The sequence below is a fragment of the Bacillus sp. FDAARGOS_1420 genome (assembly GCF_019344915.1).
In the GTDB taxonomy this organism is placed as follows: Bacteria; Bacillota; Bacilli; order Bacillales; family Bacillaceae_G; genus Bacillus_A; species Bacillus_A mycoides.
Map to the genome: position 1 here is coordinate 1,006,519 of NZ_JAHWJB010000001.1, position 22,430 is coordinate 1,028,948.

17 protein-coding genes are annotated in these 22,430 nt (G+C 33.7%); 8 read left to right on the top strand and 9 right to left on the bottom strand.

Annotation, left to right across the window (positions count from 1 at the left end):
* Window positions 1–164: 164 nt before the first annotated feature.
* From lytS to msrB, 6 genes are all read left to right on the top strand, one after another.
* Complete coding sequence (gene lytS / locus I6L50_RS05345) at window positions 165–1,934, top strand: two-component system sensor histidine kinase LytS (RefSeq protein WP_002089899.1); 1,770 nt, start codon at window positions 165–167, stop codon at window positions 1,932–1,934.
* Window positions 1,912–2,652: a LytR/AlgR family response regulator transcription factor gene (locus tag I6L50_RS05350; RefSeq protein ID WP_002130151.1), complete on the top strand. Its 741-nt coding sequence runs from the start codon at window positions 1,912–1,914 to the stop codon at window positions 2,650–2,652. The genes lytS and I6L50_RS05350 overlap by 23 nt, the downstream gene beginning before the upstream one ends.
* 133 nt (window positions 2,653–2,785) lie before the next feature.
* Window positions 2,786–3,217 (top strand): antiholin-like murein hydrolase modulator LrgA, encoded by a 432-nt coding sequence (gene lrgA / locus I6L50_RS05355; RefSeq protein WP_000104908.1) that lies wholly within the window; start codon window positions 2,786–2,788, stop codon window positions 3,215–3,217.
* A 34-nt stretch (window positions 3,218–3,251) separates the two neighbouring features.
* The gene (lrgB, locus tag I6L50_RS05360; protein ID WP_219300745.1) at window positions 3,252–3,944 is read left to right on the top strand and encodes an antiholin-like protein LrgB; all 693 of its coding nucleotides are present in this window, start codon (window positions 3,252–3,254) and stop codon (window positions 3,942–3,944) included.
* A 334-nt stretch (window positions 3,945–4,278) separates the two neighbouring features.
* Window positions 4,279–5,322, top strand: coding sequence for an AI-2E family transporter (locus I6L50_RS05365; RefSeq protein WP_113936131.1), 1,044 nt, complete (start codon window positions 4,279–4,281; stop codon window positions 5,320–5,322).
* 91 nt (window positions 5,323–5,413) lie between these two features.
* Window positions 5,414–6,379 (top strand): peptide-methionine (R)-S-oxide reductase MsrB, encoded by a 966-nt coding sequence (msrB, locus tag I6L50_RS05370; RefSeq protein WP_113936132.1) that lies wholly within the window; start codon window positions 5,414–5,416, stop codon window positions 6,377–6,379.
* A gap of 24 nt (window positions 6,380–6,403) precedes the next feature.
* Here the strand turns inward: msrB and I6L50_RS05375 are convergent, their stop codons facing one another.
* Entirely contained in the window at window positions 6,404–9,520 is a 3,117-nt protein-coding gene (locus tag I6L50_RS05375; protein ID WP_219300747.1) for an efflux RND transporter permease subunit, read from the bottom strand.
* 299 nt (window positions 9,521–9,819) lie between these two features.
* On the opposite strand from I6L50_RS05375, the gene I6L50_RS05380 reads away from it, so the two are divergent.
* The gene (locus I6L50_RS05380) at window positions 9,820–10,701 is read left to right on the top strand and encodes a TetR/AcrR family transcriptional regulator (protein WP_016127608.1); all 882 of its coding nucleotides are present in this window, start codon (window positions 9,820–9,822) and stop codon (window positions 10,699–10,701) included.
* A 23-nt stretch (window positions 10,702–10,724) separates the two neighbouring features.
* On the opposite strand, the gene I6L50_RS05385 is transcribed toward I6L50_RS05380, so the two are convergent.
* The 5 genes from I6L50_RS05385 to I6L50_RS05405 all read right to left on the bottom strand — a co-directional run bounded on the left by I6L50_RS05385 (window position 10,725) and on the right by I6L50_RS05405 (window position 18,983).
* Window positions 10,725–12,278, bottom strand: a complete 1,554-nt coding sequence (locus tag I6L50_RS05385; protein WP_002089888.1) for an ABC-F family ATP-binding cassette domain-containing protein — start codon at window positions 12,276–12,278, stop codon at window positions 10,725–10,727.
* A gap of 168 nt (window positions 12,279–12,446) precedes the next feature.
* A complete protein-coding gene (locus I6L50_RS05390) occupies window positions 12,447–13,385 on the bottom strand; it encodes a glycosyltransferase family 2 protein (protein ID WP_000175832.1) in 939 nt (312 codons plus the stop codon).
* A gap of 84 nt (window positions 13,386–13,469) precedes the next feature.
* The gene (locus I6L50_RS05395) at window positions 13,470–16,148 is read right to left on the bottom strand and encodes a YfhO family protein (protein ID WP_219300749.1); all 2,679 of its coding nucleotides are present in this window, start codon (window positions 16,146–16,148) and stop codon (window positions 13,470–13,472) included.
* Between the two features lie 346 nt (window positions 16,149–16,494).
* Window positions 16,495–17,910, bottom strand: coding sequence for an oligosaccharide flippase family protein (locus I6L50_RS05400; RefSeq protein WP_219300751.1), 1,416 nt, complete (start codon window positions 17,908–17,910; stop codon window positions 16,495–16,497).
* Window positions 17,911–18,002: 92 nt separating this feature from the next.
* Window positions 18,003–18,983: a glycosyltransferase family 2 protein gene (locus I6L50_RS05405; RefSeq protein ID WP_219300753.1), complete on the bottom strand. Its 981-nt coding sequence runs from the start codon at window positions 18,981–18,983 to the stop codon at window positions 18,003–18,005.
* Between the two features lie 225 nt (window positions 18,984–19,208).
* Between I6L50_RS05405 and I6L50_RS05410 the strand changes: the two genes are divergently transcribed.
* Window positions 19,209–20,486: a glycosyltransferase family 39 protein gene (locus tag I6L50_RS05410; protein ID WP_219300755.1), complete on the top strand. Its 1,278-nt coding sequence runs from the start codon at window positions 19,209–19,211 to the stop codon at window positions 20,484–20,486.
* A gap of 76 nt (window positions 20,487–20,562) precedes the next feature.
* On the opposite strand, the gene I6L50_RS05415 is transcribed toward I6L50_RS05410, so the two are convergent.
* From I6L50_RS05415 to I6L50_RS05425, 3 genes are all read right to left on the bottom strand, one after another.
* Complete coding sequence (locus I6L50_RS05415; RefSeq protein WP_070145695.1) at window positions 20,563–20,919, bottom strand: DUF2304 domain-containing protein; 357 nt, start codon at window positions 20,917–20,919, stop codon at window positions 20,563–20,565.
* Between the two features lie 6 nt (window positions 20,920–20,925).
* A complete protein-coding gene (locus I6L50_RS05420; RefSeq protein ID WP_219300757.1) occupies window positions 20,926–21,654 on the bottom strand; it encodes a glycosyltransferase family 2 protein in 729 nt (242 codons plus the stop codon).
* A 209-nt stretch (window positions 21,655–21,863) separates the two neighbouring features.
* Window positions 21,864–22,376, bottom strand: a complete 513-nt coding sequence (locus I6L50_RS05425; protein ID WP_002144630.1) for an acyl-CoA thioesterase — start codon at window positions 22,374–22,376, stop codon at window positions 21,864–21,866.
* Window positions 22,377–22,430 lie beyond the last annotated feature (54 nt).

Genomic DNA, 22,430 nt, shown 5'->3' on the forward strand with positions numbered 1-22,430 from the left:
ACTGTATTATATTACTTTATTTTTAGCACTCTTCTGTTAGATTGTCAAATAAAGAGGGGATAGTTATGTGTAAAATATTTCAAAAAACATTTCCTTCTCCTTGACGCACGCTTCATTATTTTCCCATAATAAAACTAACTAATATAAAAAGGAATGAATCACAGATGCTAAATTTAGTACTTATGATGATTGAACGCGTCGGACTTATTGTTATTTTAGGATTTTTACTCTCTCATATTAAAACGTTCCGGCGTCTTCTTCATAAGCAAGACGGATATGTAGACAAGTTTAAGCTTATTTGTATTTTTTCAGTGTTTACAATTGTAAGCAATTACACAGGGATTGAAATAGCAGGAAATACTATTATGAATGAAAATTGGTTACAAGGTGTTTCATCATCCAGCACAATTGCGAATACACGAATCATGGGTGTTGGAATTAGTGGATTGCTTGGCGGTCCTATCGTCGGGATTGGAGTAGGTTCTATTGCGGGTATTCATCGTTATATGCTTGGCGGGACGACGGCAGTAAGTTGTGCAATTTCATCAATTTTGGCTGGGATTATAACAGGTTATATTGGATACATTTTCAAAAAATATAACCGTACTATTACTCCTAAATTTTCTGCGATTTTAAGTGTTTTTATCGTTACTTTAGAAATGCTTATGATTCTATTAATTATAGAAGATGGACTTAGTGTTGTGAAAACAATTGCGCTACCGATGATTCTTGTAAATAGTTTTGGCAGTTTCATTTTACTTTCGATGATACTAGCTATTTTACGACAAGAAGAAAACGCAAAAGCTTTGCAAACGCATAAAGTATTACGAATTGCTGATAAGACGTTACCATATTTCCGCCAAGGGTTAACAGAAGAGTCTTGTAAACATGTGGCACAAATTATTCACCGCTTTACGGGAACAGATGCGGTATCCTTAACAGATACAGAGGAAATCTTAGCTCACGTTGGATTAGCATCAGATCATCATATTCCTTCACACAGTTTAATAACAGGTTTATCAAAAGAAGTATTAAAAACAGGGAAAATAATGAAGGCAAAATCACGTGAGATTATTAATTGTCAACATGAAGGGTGTCCATTACAAGCGGCAGTTGTTATTCCATTAACTTCACATGGAAATACGATAGGAACATTAAAACTTTATTTTAAAAACCCTAATCAATTAAGTCGTGTTGAAGAAGAGTTAGCGGAAGGGCTAGCGAAAATATTCTCCACACAGCTTGAGTTAGGTGAAGCTGAGTTACAAAGTAAGTTATTGCAAGATGCCGAAATAAAAGCGTTGCAAGCACAAATCAATCCGCATTTTTTATTTAATGCAATTAATACAGTATCAGCTTTATGCCGAACAGATGTAGAGAAAGCGAGAAAATTATTATTGCAGCTTAGCGTTTATTTTCGTTGTAATTTGCAAGGGGCACGACAATTACTTATTCCATTAGAACAAGAGTTGAATCATGTACATGCATATTTATCGTTAGAGCAAGCGAGATTTCCGAATAAGTATGAAGTGAAGATGTACATTGAAGAGGCACTAAAGGTGACTTTAGTTCCACCATTTGTGCTTCAGCTATTAGTTGAAAATGCATTGCGCCATGCTTTTCCGAAAAAGCAGCCAGTGTGCCAAGTCGAGGTACATGTGTTTGAAAAAGAAGGGATGGTTCACTTTGAAGTAAAGGATAATGGACAAGGGATTGAGAGTGAACGTCTAGAGCAATTAGGAAAAATGGTAGTTCCATCAAAGAAAGGGACGGGAACAGCCTTATATAATATTAATGAACGACTTATCGGGTTATTTGGGAAAGAGACAATGCTTCAAATTGAAAGTGAATTAGAGCAAGGGACAAAGATCCTCTTTGTGATTCCGAAAAAAGTAGAGGAGGAAAAACGGAGTGTTAAAAGTATTAGTAGTTGATGATGAAATGTTAGCACGGGATGAATTGAAATATTTATTAGAGAAAACAAAAGAAGTAGAGATAATTGGTGAGGCGGATTGTGTAGAGGATGCATTAGAAGAATTAATGAAAAACAAACCAGATATTGTTTTTCTAGATATTCAGTTATCTGATGATAATGGATTTGAAATCGCAAATATATTAAAGAAAATGAAAAACCCACCTTCAATTGTGTTTGCTACTGCCTATGATCAATATGCATTGCAAGCATTTGAAGTAGATGCGTTAGATTACATTTTAAAGCCATTTGATGAAGAACGTATCGTACAGACATTAAAGAAATATAAAAAACAAAAGCAAATAAAGTTAGAAACAAAGCAAGATGTAAAGAGTGTAGATGTAACGGCCGAGATGCATAAATTAGCATTACCAATTGAGGAATCAATTGTACTTGTTAACATTGAAGATATTATTTATGTAGGGCTTGTAGATGGGAAAGTAACTGTAAAAACAATGAAAGAAACATATGTAACACATGATACGCTTGTCATTTTGGAAAAGAAATTACCACAAACAATTTTTATGCGTGTTCATCGTAGTTTCGTTGCTAATATTAATCATATTTCTGAGATACAGCCGTGGTTTAATTCGACTTATAACTTAATTATGAAAGAGGGATCCAAAGTCCCGGTTAGCCGTACATATGCAAAAGAACTTAAAAAGCTGCTTCGTATTTAAGAAGCAGCTTTTTGTATTTCGTCTGCCCACTTTTGTAACTAATTTTGTATATTTGACGTTCTATTATGTAAACGCTTACAGTTTTGTTTTTATCTTATACAATAAAGGTACCAAATCGAAAGAGGTGGCCAAAATGAGTACGAAAAAAGTATATAGTTTCTTATCACAAGCATTCATATTTTCAGCTATTATGTTAGTTTCTAATATTATTGCAACGCATTTACCAATTCCGATGCCTTCATCGGTGATCGGATTAGTTATTTTATTTAGCCTATTATGTTTAAAAGTTATTAAATTGGAACAAGTTGAATCACTCGGAACGGCTTTAACAGGTATTATCGGATTCCTTTTCGTTCCATCAGGTATTTCGGTTATTAATTCTCTCGGTGTAATGGGACAATATTTTGTACAAATTTTAACTGTAATTGTTGTCGCAACGATTATTTTACTCGCTGTAACAGGATTATTTGCACAATTTATTTTAGGAAAAGACGATAAAGAAATAGAAGATACGAAAGAATTGAAAGTAGTAAATAAAGGACGCAAGCACGGAAAAGTTGCGTAACCAATTTAGTATATATTGTTAGGAGGGAATGAACATGGCAAGCACAATGACTCCATATTTCGGAATCGTCGTTTCATTAATCGCATACGGAATCGGAACATTATTATTTAAGCATTCAAAAGGATTCTTCTTATTCACACCATTATTCGTAGCGATGGTATTAGGGATTGTCTTTCTAAAAGTAGGTAACTTTACTTTTGAAGAATATAATACTGGCGGAAAAATGATTAGCTTCTTCTTAGAACCAGCAACAATCGCCTTTGCAATTCCATTATATAAACAAGTTGATAAGTTAAAAAAATATTGGTGGCAAATTTTATCGGCTATCGTGGTTGGATCTATTTGTTCAGTGGTTGTTGTGTTCATTGTCGCAAAAGCAATTGGTCTAGATACAGCTGTAATGAACTCAATGTTACCGCAGGCGGCAACAACAGCAATTGCATTACCAATCTCTGAAAGTATCGGTGGTATTCCAGCAATTACATCATTTGCAGTTATCTTTAATGCTGTTATCGTATACGCATTAGGAGCTTTATTCTTAAAAACATTTAGAGTTAAACATCCGATTGCTAAAGGTTTAGCGCTTGGAACAGCAGGATATGCGTTAGGGGTTGCAGTAGGTATCGAAATGGGTGAAGTAGAAGCAGCTATGGCCAGTATCGCTGTGACAGTGGTTGGTGTCGTAACAGTGGTGGTTATTCCAATGTTCATGCCGTTTATTGGATGATAAAACTTACTAAAAAAAATATAAAAGCAAGTTATTTGTAGGACGGATTTCTACTGATAGCTTGCTTTTTATGTTACAGTAGTGGTAAGACCTATTGAAGGATAAAAGTTTCCTTAAATCTTCATTAATACTACGTATAATGCGTTCTGAAATAGGTCATTGTATTGTAAAATAAGAAATAACATAATATATAGCACAATTAACGGGTGGTTAGGGTTGAATATAAATTGCTCGCAATGGCTTTAATATTAAAGGATAATTATAAGTAGAAAATAGAGAGAGATCTACTTGTTAACGTTTTACTTTATAGGACAGGAGAGAGTACTCGTCGATTATGCAAATAAAAAACCTGTTTCAAAGCAAAGGATTTCAGAGGTTAATCGTATTAGTATTACTTGCTCTCATATTGTATGGGATGCAAAGTATGTTAAATTTAATTTTAATTACGTTTATGTTGACGTATTTAATGGATCGATTCCAAAAGTTTATTTCTCGTAAATTAGATCATTTCATGCCAATTAATCGAAAAATTATTATAGCGCTTTTATATGTAATGTTAGTGGCGGGAATTGCCATTACGCTATTTAAATATTTACCGGTATTAACAATACAAATTTCACAATTGATTTATCAATTTAATGTATTTTTAAGAAATCCACCTGATAGTGAATTAATTAAGTATGCAGTTAATGCTGTTAATCATATGGAGCTTTCTAAATATGTGGGGCAAGGCGTAGACATTTTGTATAAATCTATTACGAATGTTGGGAAATTTGGCCTTCAAGTTTTACTTTCTGTAATTTTAAGTTTATTTTTCTTACTTGAAAAAGCACGTATCGTTGCTTTTACTTCGAAATTTAAAGAAAGCCGACTTGCAATTTTCTATAACGAAATAGAGTATTTCGGAAAGAAATTTGCACGTTCATTTGGAAAAGTAATCGAAGCACAATTTTTAATTGCAATTGTTAACTGTGTTTTATCTGTTATTGCATTATGGATATTAGGATTCCCGCAATTACTAGGTTTAGCGTTAATGATTTTCTTGCTTGGTTTAATTCCAGTGGCGGGTGTTATTATCTCGTTATTCCCACTCTGTATGATTGCTTACAATATTGGCGGTATTATGTATGTCGTTTATATTGTAGTTATCGTAACAGTAATTCATGCACTTGAGAGCTATGTATTAAATCCGAAGTTTATGTCTCAAAAAACAAACTTACCAATCTTCTACACATTTATGGTATTAATTTTCTCTGAGCATTTCTTAGGTGTGTGGGGACTTATTATCGGTATTCCAATCTTCATTTTCTTATTAGATGTCTTAGATGTGACAAGTGATGAAATGGAGAAGGACGTTGAAAAAAATAAATTGAAGTAAAGAAAAAGCATCGATGTTCGATGCTTTTTCTTTTATAACATGACGTTCCTTATGCCATACTGTAAGGAGAAGATAGAATAGGGGTGAAATAATGGCTGTAAATGAAAAGATAGAGTTAGCTACGTTTGCCGGAGGGTGTTTCTGGTGTATGGTTTCGCCATTTGAAGAGATGGAAGGGATTATACAGGTTGTTTCAGGCTATACAGGTGGCCATAAAGAGGATCCAACGTATAAAGAAGTGTGCTCGGAAACAACTGGGCATTATGAAGCAGTACAAATTACATTTGATGCAAATAAAATGCCATATGAAGAGTTATTAAATATATATTGGAGACAAATTGATCCGACTGATATAGGAGGACAATTTCACGATCGTGGACAGTCTTACGAAACGGTAATTTTTTATCATAATGAAGAACAACATAAAAAAGCAGAGGCTTCAAAAGAAGTGCTTGCAAAGAGTGGGCGCTTTTCAAAGCCAATTGCGACAAAACTATTACCAGCTTCTACATTTTATTCAGCTGAAGAATATCATCAAGGGTATCATAAGAAAAATACATTCCGCTACGAGTTATACCGTAAGGGCTCAGGACGAGATGCGTTTATTAAACAACATTGGCCAAAAGATAATACTCATTTAAAAGAAAAACTCAATGAGATGCAGTTTTATGTAACACAGGAAAATGGTACAGAACCACCATTTCGAAATGAGTATTGGAATCATAATGAAGAAGGTCTTTATGTAGATATCGTTTCAGGAGAACCGTTATTTACTTCTTTAGATAAGTTTGATAGTGGGTGTGGATGGCCGAGTTTTACGAAACCAGTTATGTCAGCTAGTGTGAAAGAAAAAATGGATGTTAGCCATAATATGACGCGTACGGAAGTGAGAAGTAAAGAAGGAGATTCACATCTTGGGCATGTATTTCCAGACGGCCCAGGACAAAACGGCCTTCGTTATTGTATTAATTCGGCAGCGCTACGCTTTATTCAAAAAGAAGATTTAGAAAAAGAAGGATATGGTGATTTCCTAATCTTGTTTGGGAATAAAAAATAACCTCGCAGTCAGCGAGGTTATTTTTTATTTTACTTTTTTCTTTTTAAATTTGCTTAATGCTTCATAAACGATTGGAACAATAAGAAGTGTTAATAACGTTGAGCTTGTTAATCCACCAATTACTGTTACGCCAAGTCCTTTAGAAATTAAGCCGCTACCTTCAAATCCTAATGCAAGCGGGATAAGAGCCCCGATTGTTGCAATTGCAGTCATTAAGATAGGACGTAAGCGCGTTGCACCAGCTTCTAATAATGCGTCACGTGTTGATAGGCCGTCGTTTTCTTTATGAATAACGCGGTCAATAAGCACGATTGCATTCGTTACAACGATACCAATTAACATAAGCGCACCAATCATTGCAGATACACTTAATGTTTCGCCAGAGATTAATAAGGCAACGAGTGCACCAATGATTGTGAATGGTAGCGAGAATAAAATTGCGAATGGTGCAAGGGCACCGCCAAATGTAACGACAAGAACGAAGTATACAATGGCAATTGCAGCTAGCATCGCTAAGCCAAGTTGCTTAAATGATTCTTGAATATCTTTTGTAACACCGCCCATAGAAACATCTACACCAGAAGGGAGATCCATTTTATCTACTTCTTTTTGAACAGCGGCAGATGCTTTTGAAACGTCATCAGATGCTAATTTTGCACTAACTTCCGCATAAACGCGGCCATCTCGGTGCGTTACTGTATTAGAAGTTTCACCTTCTTTTACAGTCATAACATCTTTTACAGCAACCTCATTACCAAGTGGTGTTGTAATTTTACGATTTGTTAAATCATCGATTGTTTCATAATTTTGTTTTTCAGCTTCGACATATACATTGATATCTTTACCGTCTTTTTTAATTGTTGTTAGAACAGGGCGATCATGTTGATTAGAAAGGCCCATTCCAATTTGAGCAGCAGTTAGCCCCATTTTACTTAACTTTTCTTGATCTGCGACTAAAGTATATTCTGCATATGTTTTTGCAACACTAGAGTCTATATCTTTTAAATCTTTATTTTTCTTCATGATATTTTGAATATCTTTCACGACAGGCTTAATTTCTTCAGAGCTATCTCCGTAAACGTATAGCTTAATTTCGTTACTACCGCCACTTGCTCCGAAATCTTGGTTTTTCCATTCGCCTTTTCCAGACATTTTTTGTAAATCTTTAACGACTTGTTCTTTCTCTTTTTCAAAGTTTTTCGTATCGTTATCATATTGAACGAAGAACATTGCTTGATTTGTTTGACCAGGGCTCATTGGGTTTTCGCCGCCTAATGAGAATTGGATCGTTTTGACGTCTTTTTTATCTTGGAAATGCTTTTCAGCCTTCGTTGCAATTTTTTCAACGTCTTCTAACGTTTGACCTGGCTCAGGTTTGTACGTTGCAATGATCATTTTTTCTTCTTCAGATGGTAAGAAGCTTACACCGATAATTGGCACAAGTGCAAGACTACCAACTAATAGAAGGACAGCGATACTTGATGTAATAATTTTATGATTTAAAGCCCATTCAAGTATACGTTTATAGCCGTTTGCTAATTTACTTGGCTTTTCTTCATGATGTACCTCTTTTTCTCTCATGCTCTCTTTCTTGAATAAGGAGTGAGCTAGCATTGGTACGATTGTAACAGCCACTAGTAACGATGCTAATAAAGCAAAGACGATAGTTAAGGCGAATGGTAAGAACATTTCACCAATCATACCTTTTACAAGTCCAAGCGGTAAGAATACAGCAATTGTTACAATGGTAGAAGACATGATCGGGATAAACATTTCTTTCGTAGCTTCACGAATTAAATCTTTCCCGCGTAGTTTTTCTTCTGATAACGACATACGTCGGTAAATATTTTCAATAACAACAATGGAGTCATCGACGACACGTCCGATAGCGACTGTCATTGCTCCAAGTGTCATAATGTTAAGCGTAATATCCATTTGTTTTATGACTAAAACTGCAATTAATAGAGAAAGTGGTATAGAAACGACAGAGATTAGCGTTGTTCGAATGTTTCGCAGGAACAACATAATAATAACAATCGCAAAGATAGCACCGAAAATAGCTTTGCTAAGCATTGTCTCAACTGATTTCTCAATCGGTGCACCTTGGTCGAATGTTGAGATGATCTCTAAGTCTTTATATTTTTTCTCAAGGTCTTTTACTTTATCTTTAACTGCATTTACAACATCAACTGTGTTTGCATCAGCAGCCTTCACAACTTGAATTCCGATTGCTTCTTTTCCATTTGTTCGAGAAATAGATTCTGCTTTTCCGACTTCTTTAATATCGGCAATTTCTTCTAATGCAACCGTTGGTATGCCGTTCATAGCGGCTGGATTCATTGGTGGTGTTTGTGTTCCAGCGCCAGCATTTTGATTACCTTGACCATTCGGTGATGAAGGGATAGCTGGAATTTTTAATTCTTTTAATGCTTTAATTGTTGTAATGTTACCATCTACAACCACTGATTTTTCCGTATCTTTAAATGTATATAAACCAAGAGGTAACGATACGTCCGAACCTTTAATCATATTTTTTACAGTATCTTCACTTAAACCTAATTCTTTCATCTTGTCTTTTTTGAAGACGAGCTGTACTTCGTCTACTTGTTGACCTGCGATTTGAACAGATGCGACACCATCAAGTCCTTTTAATCCAGGAACAACATTTTTTTCTACATTTTCTGTTAAGGCAGCTAAAGATTCATTTTTACTCGCTACGCTTAATGAAATAACAGGAAAGGCATTAAAGTTTACTCGTGAGACTTTCGGGTCTTTCACACCTTCGGGCAGTTTCACGTTTGCGAGGGCTTCTTTAATTTCCGTTTCGGCTTTTTCCATATTTTTATCAAAATTATATTCTACTTGAATAGAAGATGCATTTTGAAAAGATGATGAACTAACAACGTTTACACCGCTTAAATTTTGCAGTTGCTCTTCCATCGGTTTTGAAATTTTGTCAGCTACTTCTTCTGGCGTAGCACCAGGATAAACCGTCGTTACCGTTACAATAGGCGTTGTAATATCAGGAATTGTTTCTAATTTCATATTCATCCCAGAATAAATGCCTGCAATGGTAACAATAATCGTTAGTAGCCAAACCGCGAACTTATTTTTTAACGAGAAATTGATGAGTTTGTTCATGTTTGCGCTCCCTTTTTATTGTATTGACCAATCGGTCAGTCTAATACATAATATAACTGACCGATTGGTCAGTCGTCAATGAAAAGAGATGGTATAATAAAATCAAACTGTAAGTAGTCGGTTTCCTATTCTTTTTCTGATCATTGGCTTTTACTAACCGGATTTTATAGATGGAAAGGCTTCTATATAAACCATTTACTCCATTAAATTTTATATGGGGAGTTTTATTTTCAGTTAATGTGGAATAAAATCAAGTTTGAATTTACATAAGATGCGAGATTAAATTTAGGAGAGAGAATATGAAAGAAAAAGAGCGCTTAATTATAGAGATGGCTATGAGGTTATTTGCAACTAAGGGTGTAAATGCAACGTCAGTACAAGAAATCGTAACCGCATGTGGTATATCAAAAGGAGCTTTTTATTTATATTTCAAATCAAAAGATGAGTTATTATTGGCCACACTTCGATATTATTATGACAAGATTCAGAAGAAAATGCTGGATATTGAAAAAGAATCTTTATTACCACGTGAAAAATTTGAAAAACAATTATATTGTCAGTTTACTGATGTGCAAAAACATAAAGAATTTATTATTATGCATGCAAGAGAAAATGCAATTCCGTTTAATAAAGAAGTAGAAGAGTTTATGATGAGGATGAAATTAGAGTCTCATGCATTTTATCGGAATAGCTTACTGTCCATTTATGGTGACAAAGTCAGTCCATATTTATTAGATTTGGTAATTATGGTAGAAGGAATATGCCACGGTTATTTACAATTAATTATTTTAAATGCACCGGAAATTGACTTATCCTATGTTTCGACCTTTATTTTACAGAGGATAGATAATTTAGTAGAGGGGCTTCTAGAATCTTCGGAGGAACCTGTCCTACATGAAGAGAGACTGGGAGAATTTCTTTGTAGTTCCGAACTTATTAAGGAACAGGTGAAGGAACATTTTCTAAGTGAAATTATTGTATTTAAACGAACATTAGCTGATCAATTAGAAAACGATGAGTTACTTGTAACTTTAGATGTTTTAGAAGCAGAAATGAGATTGCAAAATCCAAGAATTCCAGTCATTAGAGGTATGCTTGCTAATTTAGCGGTATATCCTAGTTTAAATGAGTTTCGATTGAGGCTTACGGCATACTATAATATAAAAAATCCTTGCATATAGAACGCAAGGATTTTCTATTATACTTAAGAATTATTTTGTGACCATTCTTCAACATTCCAAGTTTTTGTGATCCAGCCTTCATAAAATTCTGGTTCGTGACATACAAGAAGGATTGTCCCTTTATATGCTTTCAGAGCTTTTTGAAGTTCTTCCTTTGCTGTAACATCAAGATGGTTTGTTGGCTCATCGAATAGGATCCAGTTACTTTCTTCACCCATTAGCTTACATAAACGAACTTTTGCTTGTTCGCCACCACTTAATTGATTTAGCGGACGAGAGATATGCTCATTTTTCAATCCACATTTCGCTAACATTGCACGAACCTGATGTTGGTCCATGCTAGGGAATGTGTTCCAAACGTCATCAATTGGTGTTATATTATCAGCTTTTACTTCTTGCTCGAAGTATGCAGGCTCTAAGAAGTCACCAAGACTTGTTTTACCGCTTAAAGGTTTAATTTTTCCTAAAATCGTTTTTAGTAATGTTGATTTACCAACACCATTACAACCAACGATGGCAATTTTTTCACCACGTTCAATTGTCATTGATAGCTTTGGTAGTAATGGATGTGTATATCCAATTTCTACATCTTCGCCTTCAAAGACGAAACGGCTACTTGCACGACACTCTTTAAATGAGAATTCTGGCTTAATTGCTGTTTCCGGGCGATCAATACGCTCCATGCGATCAAGTTGTTTTTGACGACTTTTTGCACGACCTGTCGTTGAATAACGAGCTTTGTTCTTTGCAATAAAGTCTTCCTGTTTTTTAATAAATTCTTTCTGTTTTTCATAAGCATTTATATGTTGATTTTTATTAATTTCGGCTAACTCTAGGAATTTTTCGTATGTCGCTGTATAGCGCGTCATTTTTGTAAATTCTAGATGGAAAATAACATCAACGCATTTATTCATAAATTCCGTATCATGAGAAATTAATAAGAATGCATGTGGATATTCTTTTAAATAATTCGTTAACCAATGAATATGTTCAACGTCTAAATAGTTAGTAGGCTCATCGAGTAATAACACTTCTGGTTGCTCAAGTAATAGCTTTGCAAGTAATACTTTTGTACGTTGTCCACCACTTAGTGCTGAAACATCACGATCTAAACCGATTGCATCAATTCCAAGACCTCTTGCTGCCTCTTCGATTTTCATATCTAGTAAATAGAAACCACCTGCTTCGAGAGCATCTTGGATTTCTGCCATCTGCTCAAGAAGGTCCTCTAATTCTTCCGGTGTTGCCGTTCCCATTTTTTCTGCAACTTCATTTAAAGCTTTTTCTTTTTCAAATAAAGGTAAAAACGCGTCAGCTAATACATCACGAATTGTGCGACCAGGTGTTAAAATTGTATGCTGGTCTAAGTAACTGTAATTTGTACCAGGTGTCCATTCTACACGGCCTTCATCATGGATAAGTTGACCAGTAATAATATTCATAAATGTTGATTTACCAACACCGTTTGCACCGACTAATCCGACATGTTCTCCTGCTAGTAAACGCATGGATACATCTTTAAATAATGTGCGATCGCCAAATGTATGGCCTAGTTTTTCTACTGTTAATAAGCTCATAGTATCCTCCGTCCAACTTGAAATAGTACCTTGAATCATGATACTAAATTATTGAGTATAATGCTATCCTTTCAAAATGTATCTTTTTTCAAGAATTATTTTGCGTTAATTTTTTTTGGAAATATAATAGTAAAAAAGTTACTTCTATTTACAGAAGTAACTTTTTTACTAAGCTTTTTGTTTTACTTTACTAACTTTTTTTTCTGCTACAATGAAATGTGGTCTACGCTTTGTTTCATAATAAATACGACCGATGTATTCACCGATAACCCCTAGGAAAATGAGTTGAATACCACCGATAAATAATATGGCAGAAATTAATGTAAAGTATCCTGGTACATCGACGCCGCTAACGGTAATTTGAATAAATGTAGTGATTACATATAAAACAGCTAAAAGCGTTGTTAATAATCCAAGGTATATAGATAATCGCAATGGTTTATTGTTAAACGAAATTACACCATCTATCCCGTAATTTAATAACTTAGAGAAAGTCCATTTACTTTCTCCGTCAGAACGTAATACATTTTCGTATTCAATAATTTGTTCTTTGAAACCAATCCAAGAAAATAAACCTTTTGAAAAACGATTGTATTCAGTTAGAGATAGTAGTGAATCGACTGCACTTCTACTTAAAAGTCTAAAATCACCGATGCCATCTACTAGCTCAATATCAACGAATTTATTCATGACTTTATAATATAAGCTAGAAACGAAAGAACGTACTGGTGAATCACCCGTTCTAGTTCGCTTTGCAATTACTTGATCATAGCCGTTATTATAGCCGTCTAACATATCTTTTATTAGTTCGGGTGGATGTTGTAAATCAGCATCCATAATAACCACAGCGTCGCCTGTAGCGTACTTTAGACCGGCAAGCATAGCAGCTTCTTTTCCAAAATTCCTACTAAATGATATATAATGCACACTTGAGTCTGAATCGGCTAGGTCACGTAGAATTTCTAGTGTATTATCTTTACTTCCATCATTGACGAAAACAAATTCATAATCAGTAGTTAGCTTATGAATTTCAAGAGAAGTCTCTGAATAGAAAGCTCTGAGTACCTTCTCCTCATTATAACAAGGTACTACTATTGAAAGGGTCATGTTAGGACCTCCTTAGGTGTAATTTTAAACTGGGCATGAAGTAAAAATTGAAGTAATTATCTTCAACTTTTACTTCAATTTATTTTAATAACTTTTTTTAAAGCGACTTTTAAATTTTTTATATCGATCCTTATCTCCAAGAACTAGAAGCGAGATACAAATGATAAATGAAATGATAGAAATAACGAGACCCATTTTGAAATAAGGTGTGACGTATTTCATTTCAACTACATGCTGCCCTTTTGAAATAGGAACACCAATAAAGGAAGAATTAGCCTTCGTAAACTCAGTTTCTTTACCGTCAACCTGTATTGACCATCCTTTACTATACGGTACAGATAAATATAGTAATCCATCTTTAGTAGAATTAATATTACCTTTTAAGTAGTTACCTTTATAGTAAATATTTTGTAGGCTATTTTCTTTTAAAGTATTCACTTTTTTCGGGACAGTTTTATAGTTGGTACTGTTGACTTGTAAGTCTTTCAACTCATATTGACCAGGAGTAGGGATCGAAATGATTAGCTCAGTTGGCTTCGCATCTTTTCCTAAATTGTAAACAAATCTTTCTAACGGGTAAGCATAAGCGCCATCTTCATTACCTTTTATCATAGATTTGTCATTCACAGTAACCCCAAATGATTCCTTATTTATATTTCTAATTTTAATTTCAACAAGGAGATCACCTAACATATCGGTATTATCAACAGGTACTATTATACGCCCATTTTCATGAACAGTGAGTATATCTTTCTCTTTATCTATATTTTCCCACTTAATTTTATTTGGATTAATCTTAATTTGTTTTGAATCTAGCTGTTTTGTATTAAATTGTTTTAACGGAAGACTTCCAACATTATCTACAACTACAGCATCTAATAAAAGTTGATCTCTCTCAGCAAAATTAAGTTTTGAAAATTCTTCATCACTTATTCCAGCTTCGTATACATAGCCTAATGGCAGTGCAAATTCGTTTTTATAAATGTTGTAAGGACCTACTTGTTGTAAATATTTATAACCATACGGAATATCAGTTTTATTAGCACCTTCACTTAATACATAATATTTTACCCCTAGCATGTTCTCAAGGAATAGTCGTTTATCTAACTGGAAGAACATAGATGGACTATCATATCCTTGGAAAACATTGTACTTATTTTTCATAAAGTCATGAACATCACGATTGACTAAGCTTTGATAAGTACTTGTACCATGATAACCTTGCAGCATCGGTGTATTCTTATAATTATTGTTTGGATTGATAATTCGATAAAAATCTTTATCTTGATTTTGTATATAATGAATTGCGTCAATTTCATCCTTATTATCGAGACCTGGACCATGTAATGATTCTTTTGTTGCGCCTGCTTGATTAAAGTGTTTACTAAGAGCTGTATCTGAATAGATGTAATTAATACATATTACATTGACCAGTACATTCAATATAATGAAAGATTGTAAGACTGCTTTTGATAAATAGCGCCATAGTAATATTGTAATAATAGATAAAACAGTAGTACCGATTAAAATTTTATCAATCGTTTCTAGTGGTTGTCCGTTTATATTTACTTTTCTATAGAATGCGTAAATAAATAGTGCTGTTGCTAGCAAAGGACCTATTAAAGAGTTGACCTTCTTTTTGTTAAGTAGCATCCAATCTAAAATGTAGGCGGCAGTTTGCGCAACTACAAATGCAAATAAGTAAAACCATCTGTATTGCATAGCGGAAAAGCCATTAAATACGGAATACGTATATGGAAGCATATATAGAACTAACATAAACCCAGTAAAGAGTAACTTATTTGTGACAAGTTTATTGCGTATTAGAAGCGCACTTGTAATAAGGAAGAGGATGAAAACTGGGAATGCGAGCTGATAATCCTCTGTATTATTAATGAAAAAGATACTTTCCATTAAGTTTTTATAAAACGTATCTTCAAAAAATAATGGAATAGTAAATTTTGTAGCTAGTCGATCTGAACTAAATACTCCATTTACAGATGGTATAAAGCAAACAGCGGCTAAACCTAGTGATAAAGAATATAGGAAAGCAATTCTAATATAATAAGTTATAAATGTTTTAATTGTTTTATTCTGCTGTGTAGCAAAATATTGGAAAAAGGCATAAATATAGATGAAAATACTAGTAATGAAAGCGAAATAGAAATTTGATGCAAGCATAAGTGCTGTTGCAAACAGGAATAATCCCTTTTTTCGCTCTAAAATATATTTATCTAATCCCCATATTACTAAAGGTAAAAACACTATAGCATCTGCCATGAAATCCCATAATAAAGAATGGCGAATAAAAGTCACACATCCTCCATATATAATGGCAGAAATGAAAGAAGAAAAAATAGTTTTATTATGATAACGTAAAGAACCATACATGAATAACATCGCTAATGTACTTTTTAAAATACTCATATATAGCTTCATCTCAAAGATTTGGTCAAAATTTAGTTTAGGAAGTAGAAGCGTAAGCCAGAAAAATGGTGCTGTACTATAGTAATAACTAAATTCCCCGAATAAATCTCCACCTAAGCCATAATCCCAAGACCAAAATAAATTCCCATCTTTAAATGCATGTTGTAAAAGGAATGTAAAGAAGCTGAATTGTGATAATGCATCTCCCGTACTAGAAAATACATTGTCTGATTTTAAGAAAAAGTAATGAAAAGCAAATGCACATATTATTAATAATGGAATGATAATAAGTGTGCTTTTAGTAAAAAATGTTCTTTTATTTACCTCTGAAGTCATTAAATGAATAAGCCTCCCCAATACAATTATTAAGATTTAATCCATATTCTCCATATTTAGATATTGTCTTATAATGAAGAAAAACTATGGATGAATCGACGATTTTTAACGGTAGTAATAAAGTTTTCTGTTGTGTAATTTATGGTGTAACGAGTTAATGTTTGTATAAAAGATTAACTGCGAATTGCTTTAATACTAGGTGTTGTACATCTAGGGCTGTTCGTTTCCAAGTATAATCATTCCAGAAAGGCAAGTCAATTTAAGATATAGATTGAAAACAGGGCTCATTCTAAGTGAAGAAGATAAAATAAAAACTTCAAATTAAATTTGAAGTTTTTATTTTTATTTATTTTCGAGCCAGCTTTTTATTTATAAATCCTAAAATCAATCCACGTATTTGTGGGTCAATGGCAAGACCGATAATACCGTACAATATACCAGTAAGTGTTAAAGCTATTAGTGGTGGTAAGTTAATTAATGCTGTGCGGTATATTGCGTAACTGATTATAAACGCTAGGCTATTAAATATTATTCCTTTGAATAGTAATGAAAAACCTTTACGAACGAATAAAGTAAATCCGATTAATAATGTAATCTCGGTAATGATCGCAGCTGCCGCAGCTCCCATCATTCCAAATTGGCTGCCTAATGCGATGTAACTTACGATAGCGACAGCTAATCCAATTCCCATCGTTGTCGCACGCTTCCACTGTTGACCAATAGTTGTTAAATTATCAGCAAGTGGATAGTTGATAGATTGTAAAATAACCATAAAGGCTAAGATTGCAAGAGCATCACTAGCTGGTGCGTATTCTCCCCCTAATAAAGTAACAATCCAAAAGCTTGGATCAGCGATAAATGGAATGGAGATCCCCATTCCTAAGAAGGACATCAGTTTTAATTCGAATTCAGACAGTTTTTTATGTTCATCGATATTCTTTTCATTTCCAAACGCAAACAATTTTGGATAGAAGGCTGCTGCAATGACACCAGGTATTTGATAAAGTACGGCAGGTATTTTATAGGCAGTTCCAAAGAATCCAACTTGCTCATGCGTTGAAACTTTTTCTAATATAATAGGACCTAACTGCGGTAAAAGCATAATGATAATGCCATTGATTGTGAAAATAAGCAGTTGATCTAAAATACCTTTGTCCCAACCCTTATGAATTGTTGTATAGCGGATGGTCATTATAAAGGCAATGACTCCTGTTACAAGGCTAGATATTCCGTACATGGCAGCGACCATCATAAGTGACCATTCAAATCCCATTCCTAGTAGAAGCGCAGCTGCTGCTGTTACACCTTGTAGTACAGAAATAATTGCTGTAAATTGCATACGTTCTGTTACTTGGAAATAAGCCATTCCAACCCCTTGTAAAGTTGCTCCAAACATGGTTGGCAGTACAACCCAATATACCATGGCACGTAAGTACGCATCGGTATAGAAGAACTGAGCGAAAATAGCGAAGAGCACAGAAATTACGATAGCTAATACTAAACGAATACGTAAATAACTACTTATTAATACGCTAATGTTAGCGCTGTCTCTTGTTCCTTCACGCATAAACGTATGTGTCAAACCTGCATCTGTGAAATAACAAATAACAGCGGAAACTGCTAATGCAATCGTAAACATCCCATAGTCACTTGGTGAAACATATCTTGCAAAGAGAATCGTTGCGATAGCTAGTACAAATCGAACGGTGATATTTCCTACAAAGAGGTAGGAGGCGTTTTTAAGAATTTTATTATTTTTCATGGAACAAAACCTTTCTATTCCTTAGGACGCACGTTGTCCTATTTGTAAATTTGATTTGTTTACGGAAAGAATGTTTAGAAGCTTATTTTTATTTAAGAAAACAGAAATTTGATTCGTACAAACCAAAGCATTGCGTATAATTTCTTGCTTCGTTTTCCATTTTTCGAATAAATTTTGCGACAATATTTATTTATATCGCTTTTGATTAGTTGAACTTGTGATTTATCTAATTTAGAGTTGCCCTTAATGTATATACAAGCGTTATTAATGACCGTATATGGGAATAGATAAGTTTCAAGAATTTCAAGAAGTTCTGTAGAATCATTCACGATTAAGTCTTTTGACTTATTATGAACCCAATCCTTCATTCGATTAAATACTTCTAATTCTTTTGCTGTCTTTAATTCATAATCTTTATACTTTGAAGAAAGATTTCCTTCTGATAAAATTCGATAATATGTCAAATATTCATCTACATAGCATACGTTTGTTACGCTCATTAATTTAAATAAAAACTCCAAGTCTTCTCCCCAGCTACATCCTGGTGTAAAACGGATATTATGATTCATTGCGATAGAGCGTTTGAAAACCCAAGTACTTGTTTGAGCAACAACTTGGTGTGTTAAGAATGCTTTTGCCATATCACCTTTAATAAAGTTTGTTGTATGATCAACCTTTTCACCTGTTTCTTCGTAGAAATTCATATAACCACAATAGCACGCGTCCATGTTGTTTTTATGCATACTCTCGATTTGTTTCTCAATTTTAGTTGGATGCCATAAGTCGTCACTATCAAGGAAAGCGATGTATTCTCCGCTAGCATTTTCAATCCCTGTATTACGAGCTACTGAAACACCTTGGTTTTTTTGGTGAACGTATTTTACTTGACCCGGATATTTTTCTGCAAGATTTTTTACGATAGAAGGTGATTGATCTTTACTTCCATCATCTACAATTACAATTTCAATGTTTTTATATGTTTGATTCAGTATTGACTGCATCGTTTCTTCAATATATTTTTCTGTGTTATACAGGGGTATGACAACAGAAACAAGTTGTTTTTGTTCCATCATAGAATTTTTATCTCCTCAAATTTTTTATGTCTTGCACCATATATACAAGCCTTTTGAAAGGAAGAAGATTACAAGAACATCTGTATCAGTTTAACGCATATAAACTTTGTAAATCAACTTTCTATTATTGTACTTTGTATAAAAAGTATTTATTATAGAATATATTGTCTTGTAAAAATATAGAAATATAATTTGAAAATTATGTATTTGAAGGGAGAAGATGAGATGTTAAGGCGATTTACTCGCAAATCTAATGTAATTCTTTTAGGGATTATTATGATAGTCGGTTTTGCGCTTCGTTTTGCAACTTTGCAAACACATGGTGCAGATTTGACTATAGCTAGCGATGATATAGGTTATCAAAAAACGGCAACCATTTTATTGGAAACAGGAATGTTAACATATCATGAGCCGGATAAACCAACTATTCATATTATGCCAGGTTTTCCAGCATTTTTAGCTACTGTATTTTACTTTTTTGGAAATGGTAATGAAGGCCTTTTTGTAGCTAAATTAATTATTATCCTATTAGGGGTACTTAGTATTTTACTAACTTATAAGATTGGTACTTATTTATTGAATCCCGCTGCAGGATTAATAGGTGCTTTCTTATTAGCTGTGTATCCTCCAGAGATTGTTATGGAAAATTTAACTTTAACAGAAGGACCGTTTTTATTCTTTTCATTGGGATTATTATATTTTAGCTTAAAATTAGCTGATACTCATAAAACGAAACATTTTCTACTTGTATTAATTTTCTACTTTTTAGCATTGTACTTACGCGTACAAGTTGCTTTATATCCAATACCATTATTTATATATCTCTTAATGAAGCGCTATCCATTCCGCGTTATGATGAAGCAAGCGATTATAAGTATAGGAATAGGACTTATCGTACTTGGACCATGGTGGGCCCGCAATTACATTCAATTTGATAAATTTATTCCACTAACTGCTGGGGCAGGGAATCCGTTATTACTTGGAACGTATCAAGGGAAAGGCTACCCAGAAGGTAAGGATATGGCAACACTTGAAATAGAATTACACGCAAAGTACCCTAACCTGGAAGCACATGAATTTATGGAATTAGAAGAAAAAATAGCGAAAGATAAAATGAAAGAATGGTGGAAAACAGATAAGACCTCCATGATAGAGAGTTATTTAATCTTGAAGCCAGAAATTATGTGGAAAAAACCGTATTATTCTATAGAGCATAATATTGAAGTATTCAATGTTTCTGCAAAGGATATGAATGAAATACATAATTTTATTAAGACGATGTTCTTAATATGTACAATACTTTCATTTATCTTCCTTTTAAAAAGGTGGAGAGAGACTACATTTTTATGGTCAATCCTTTTACTGCAAACAGCCTTAACATGCTTTTATGCTGCATATGAAAGATATGCATTACCATTAATCCCATTCTTATTTATTATAATTGGAGTAGGGACCGTGGCAACGGTTATGAAAATTAGTAAACTATTAATTAGAAACAAATAGTTTGAAATGAAAAGCCCCTTGATTCTTAGAAGAATTAAGGGGTTTTTTGTATATATTAGTATTTAAATAGAAAAAATTATTCGTTATCTGTTTCAGTTTGCGTTACGTTTAACTTTTGCTTTAATAATGCATAATCTTGCGTTAATGTTACAAGTTGATGGTGTAGCTTAGAAATTTTTCTTGTTAGGTCAAAAATTAAGATGAAACAGAATAATAATCCAAATAAGAATAAAATGGATGGTGGATATTCTACTTTTAATAGTTTTCCAATCCAATTTATAATTTTATCAGTAGAACTTAAAATAGCCATTGCAACACAAACAAAAATCCACAAAATAGCATATTTTGTTTCTAAAGTCCCGCGACGAATAGAATTAATAATTAAGAAGAATAATAACAAAATAAAGATGAATGAAAAGGTAATTATATGCATTCACTATCAACCTTTCACGATTTTTTGCATCAATATAGCAAGGCTTACTTTAACCATGTAATATGCAGATTTAAGAGGTGTGATGGAAGATTGTCCACCTTGTCGCTCTTGCATATTTACAGATATCTCATTAATGCGAAGTTTTTTCTTTTTTAAATGAATAAGGACTTCTGGCTCTGGATAATCTTTTGGATAATTGTGTGCAAAAATCTTAATTACTTCTCGATTGATAGCACGATATCCAGAAGTTGGATCCATAAATGTTTGTTTCGTTAACACTTTCAATAGGGCGGTAAAATAAAAAATACCGATTCTTCTTGAAATACTACCTTTATAAGCTGTTTTTTCTGTAAAGCGTGAACCTAGCACCATATCGCATTGGCCTTCAGCAATAGGCTGTATAATTTTGTATAAATCATCCGGATTATGTTGTCCATCAGCATCGAACTGAATTGCAATATCATATCCATTCTCATATGCGTATTTATAGCCAGTTTGTACAGCTGAACCGATGCCCAGATTATATGGTAAATTAATAAGATGAACAGGGAAACTTTTTACGATTTGAGCTGTTTTATCTTGTGAACCATCATTAATAACGCAAATGCTTAATCTTGTAAAATGTTGTTTTAGTTCTAATAATCTTGTTAATGTATCTGCAATTGCTTCTTCCTCATTATATGCTGGAATAATAATTAACGTTTTTGGTATTGAAATTGGTACCTCGATAGACATTATCGCACCACTCCTTACATATTTAACCACATTATGGTTATTTTCAAACAACTTTACTTAATATACCATTAATAGTATAAGGAAATAAAGGAAAAACTAATGGGTGACTTTAGGAGGGGGCCACTGAATATAAAGGCAAGAAATAGTATTTTTTATAATAAAAAATACATGCAAGGAAGAGCCCTTGCATGTATGATGAGAAGATTATGTTAAATATTCCAAGGCTTACTTAAAGTTAAAACTTCAGCCATCTCTTTACTTTTTAAACGTCCCTTTTTTCGATTTTCCGCGCGTTCTAAACCGGTTGTGTGTAACCAATGTTCTTCCTTAGTTTCAGGGAGTACTTGTGGTACGGACGAAGGCTTTCCATCTTTTATTGCCACAAATGTAATGAAGCAAGTAGCAGCAATTCTACGTTCGCCTGCTAATAAATTCTCTGCAATTACTTTTACGAAAACTTCCATTGAAGATTTCCCTGTATAACATACAAATGCTTCATAACAAACAGAATCTGCTTGGTGAATTGGAGTTAAAAAATCAACGGAATCGATAGATGCTGTTACGCAATGTTTGCGGCTATGTCTCGCAGCTGCAATTGAAGCAATACTATCAATTTCTGCTAATAATTTTCCCCCGAAAAGTGTTTGGTGATTATTTAAATCGTTCGGAAAAACACGTGTTGTTTTAATTGCTTTTGATTCTCGCATGAATTTCTTTTCCATATATTCAGCCCCTATAGTCTGTTTTCAATCAGAATGAAATGTGTAAGTGGAATA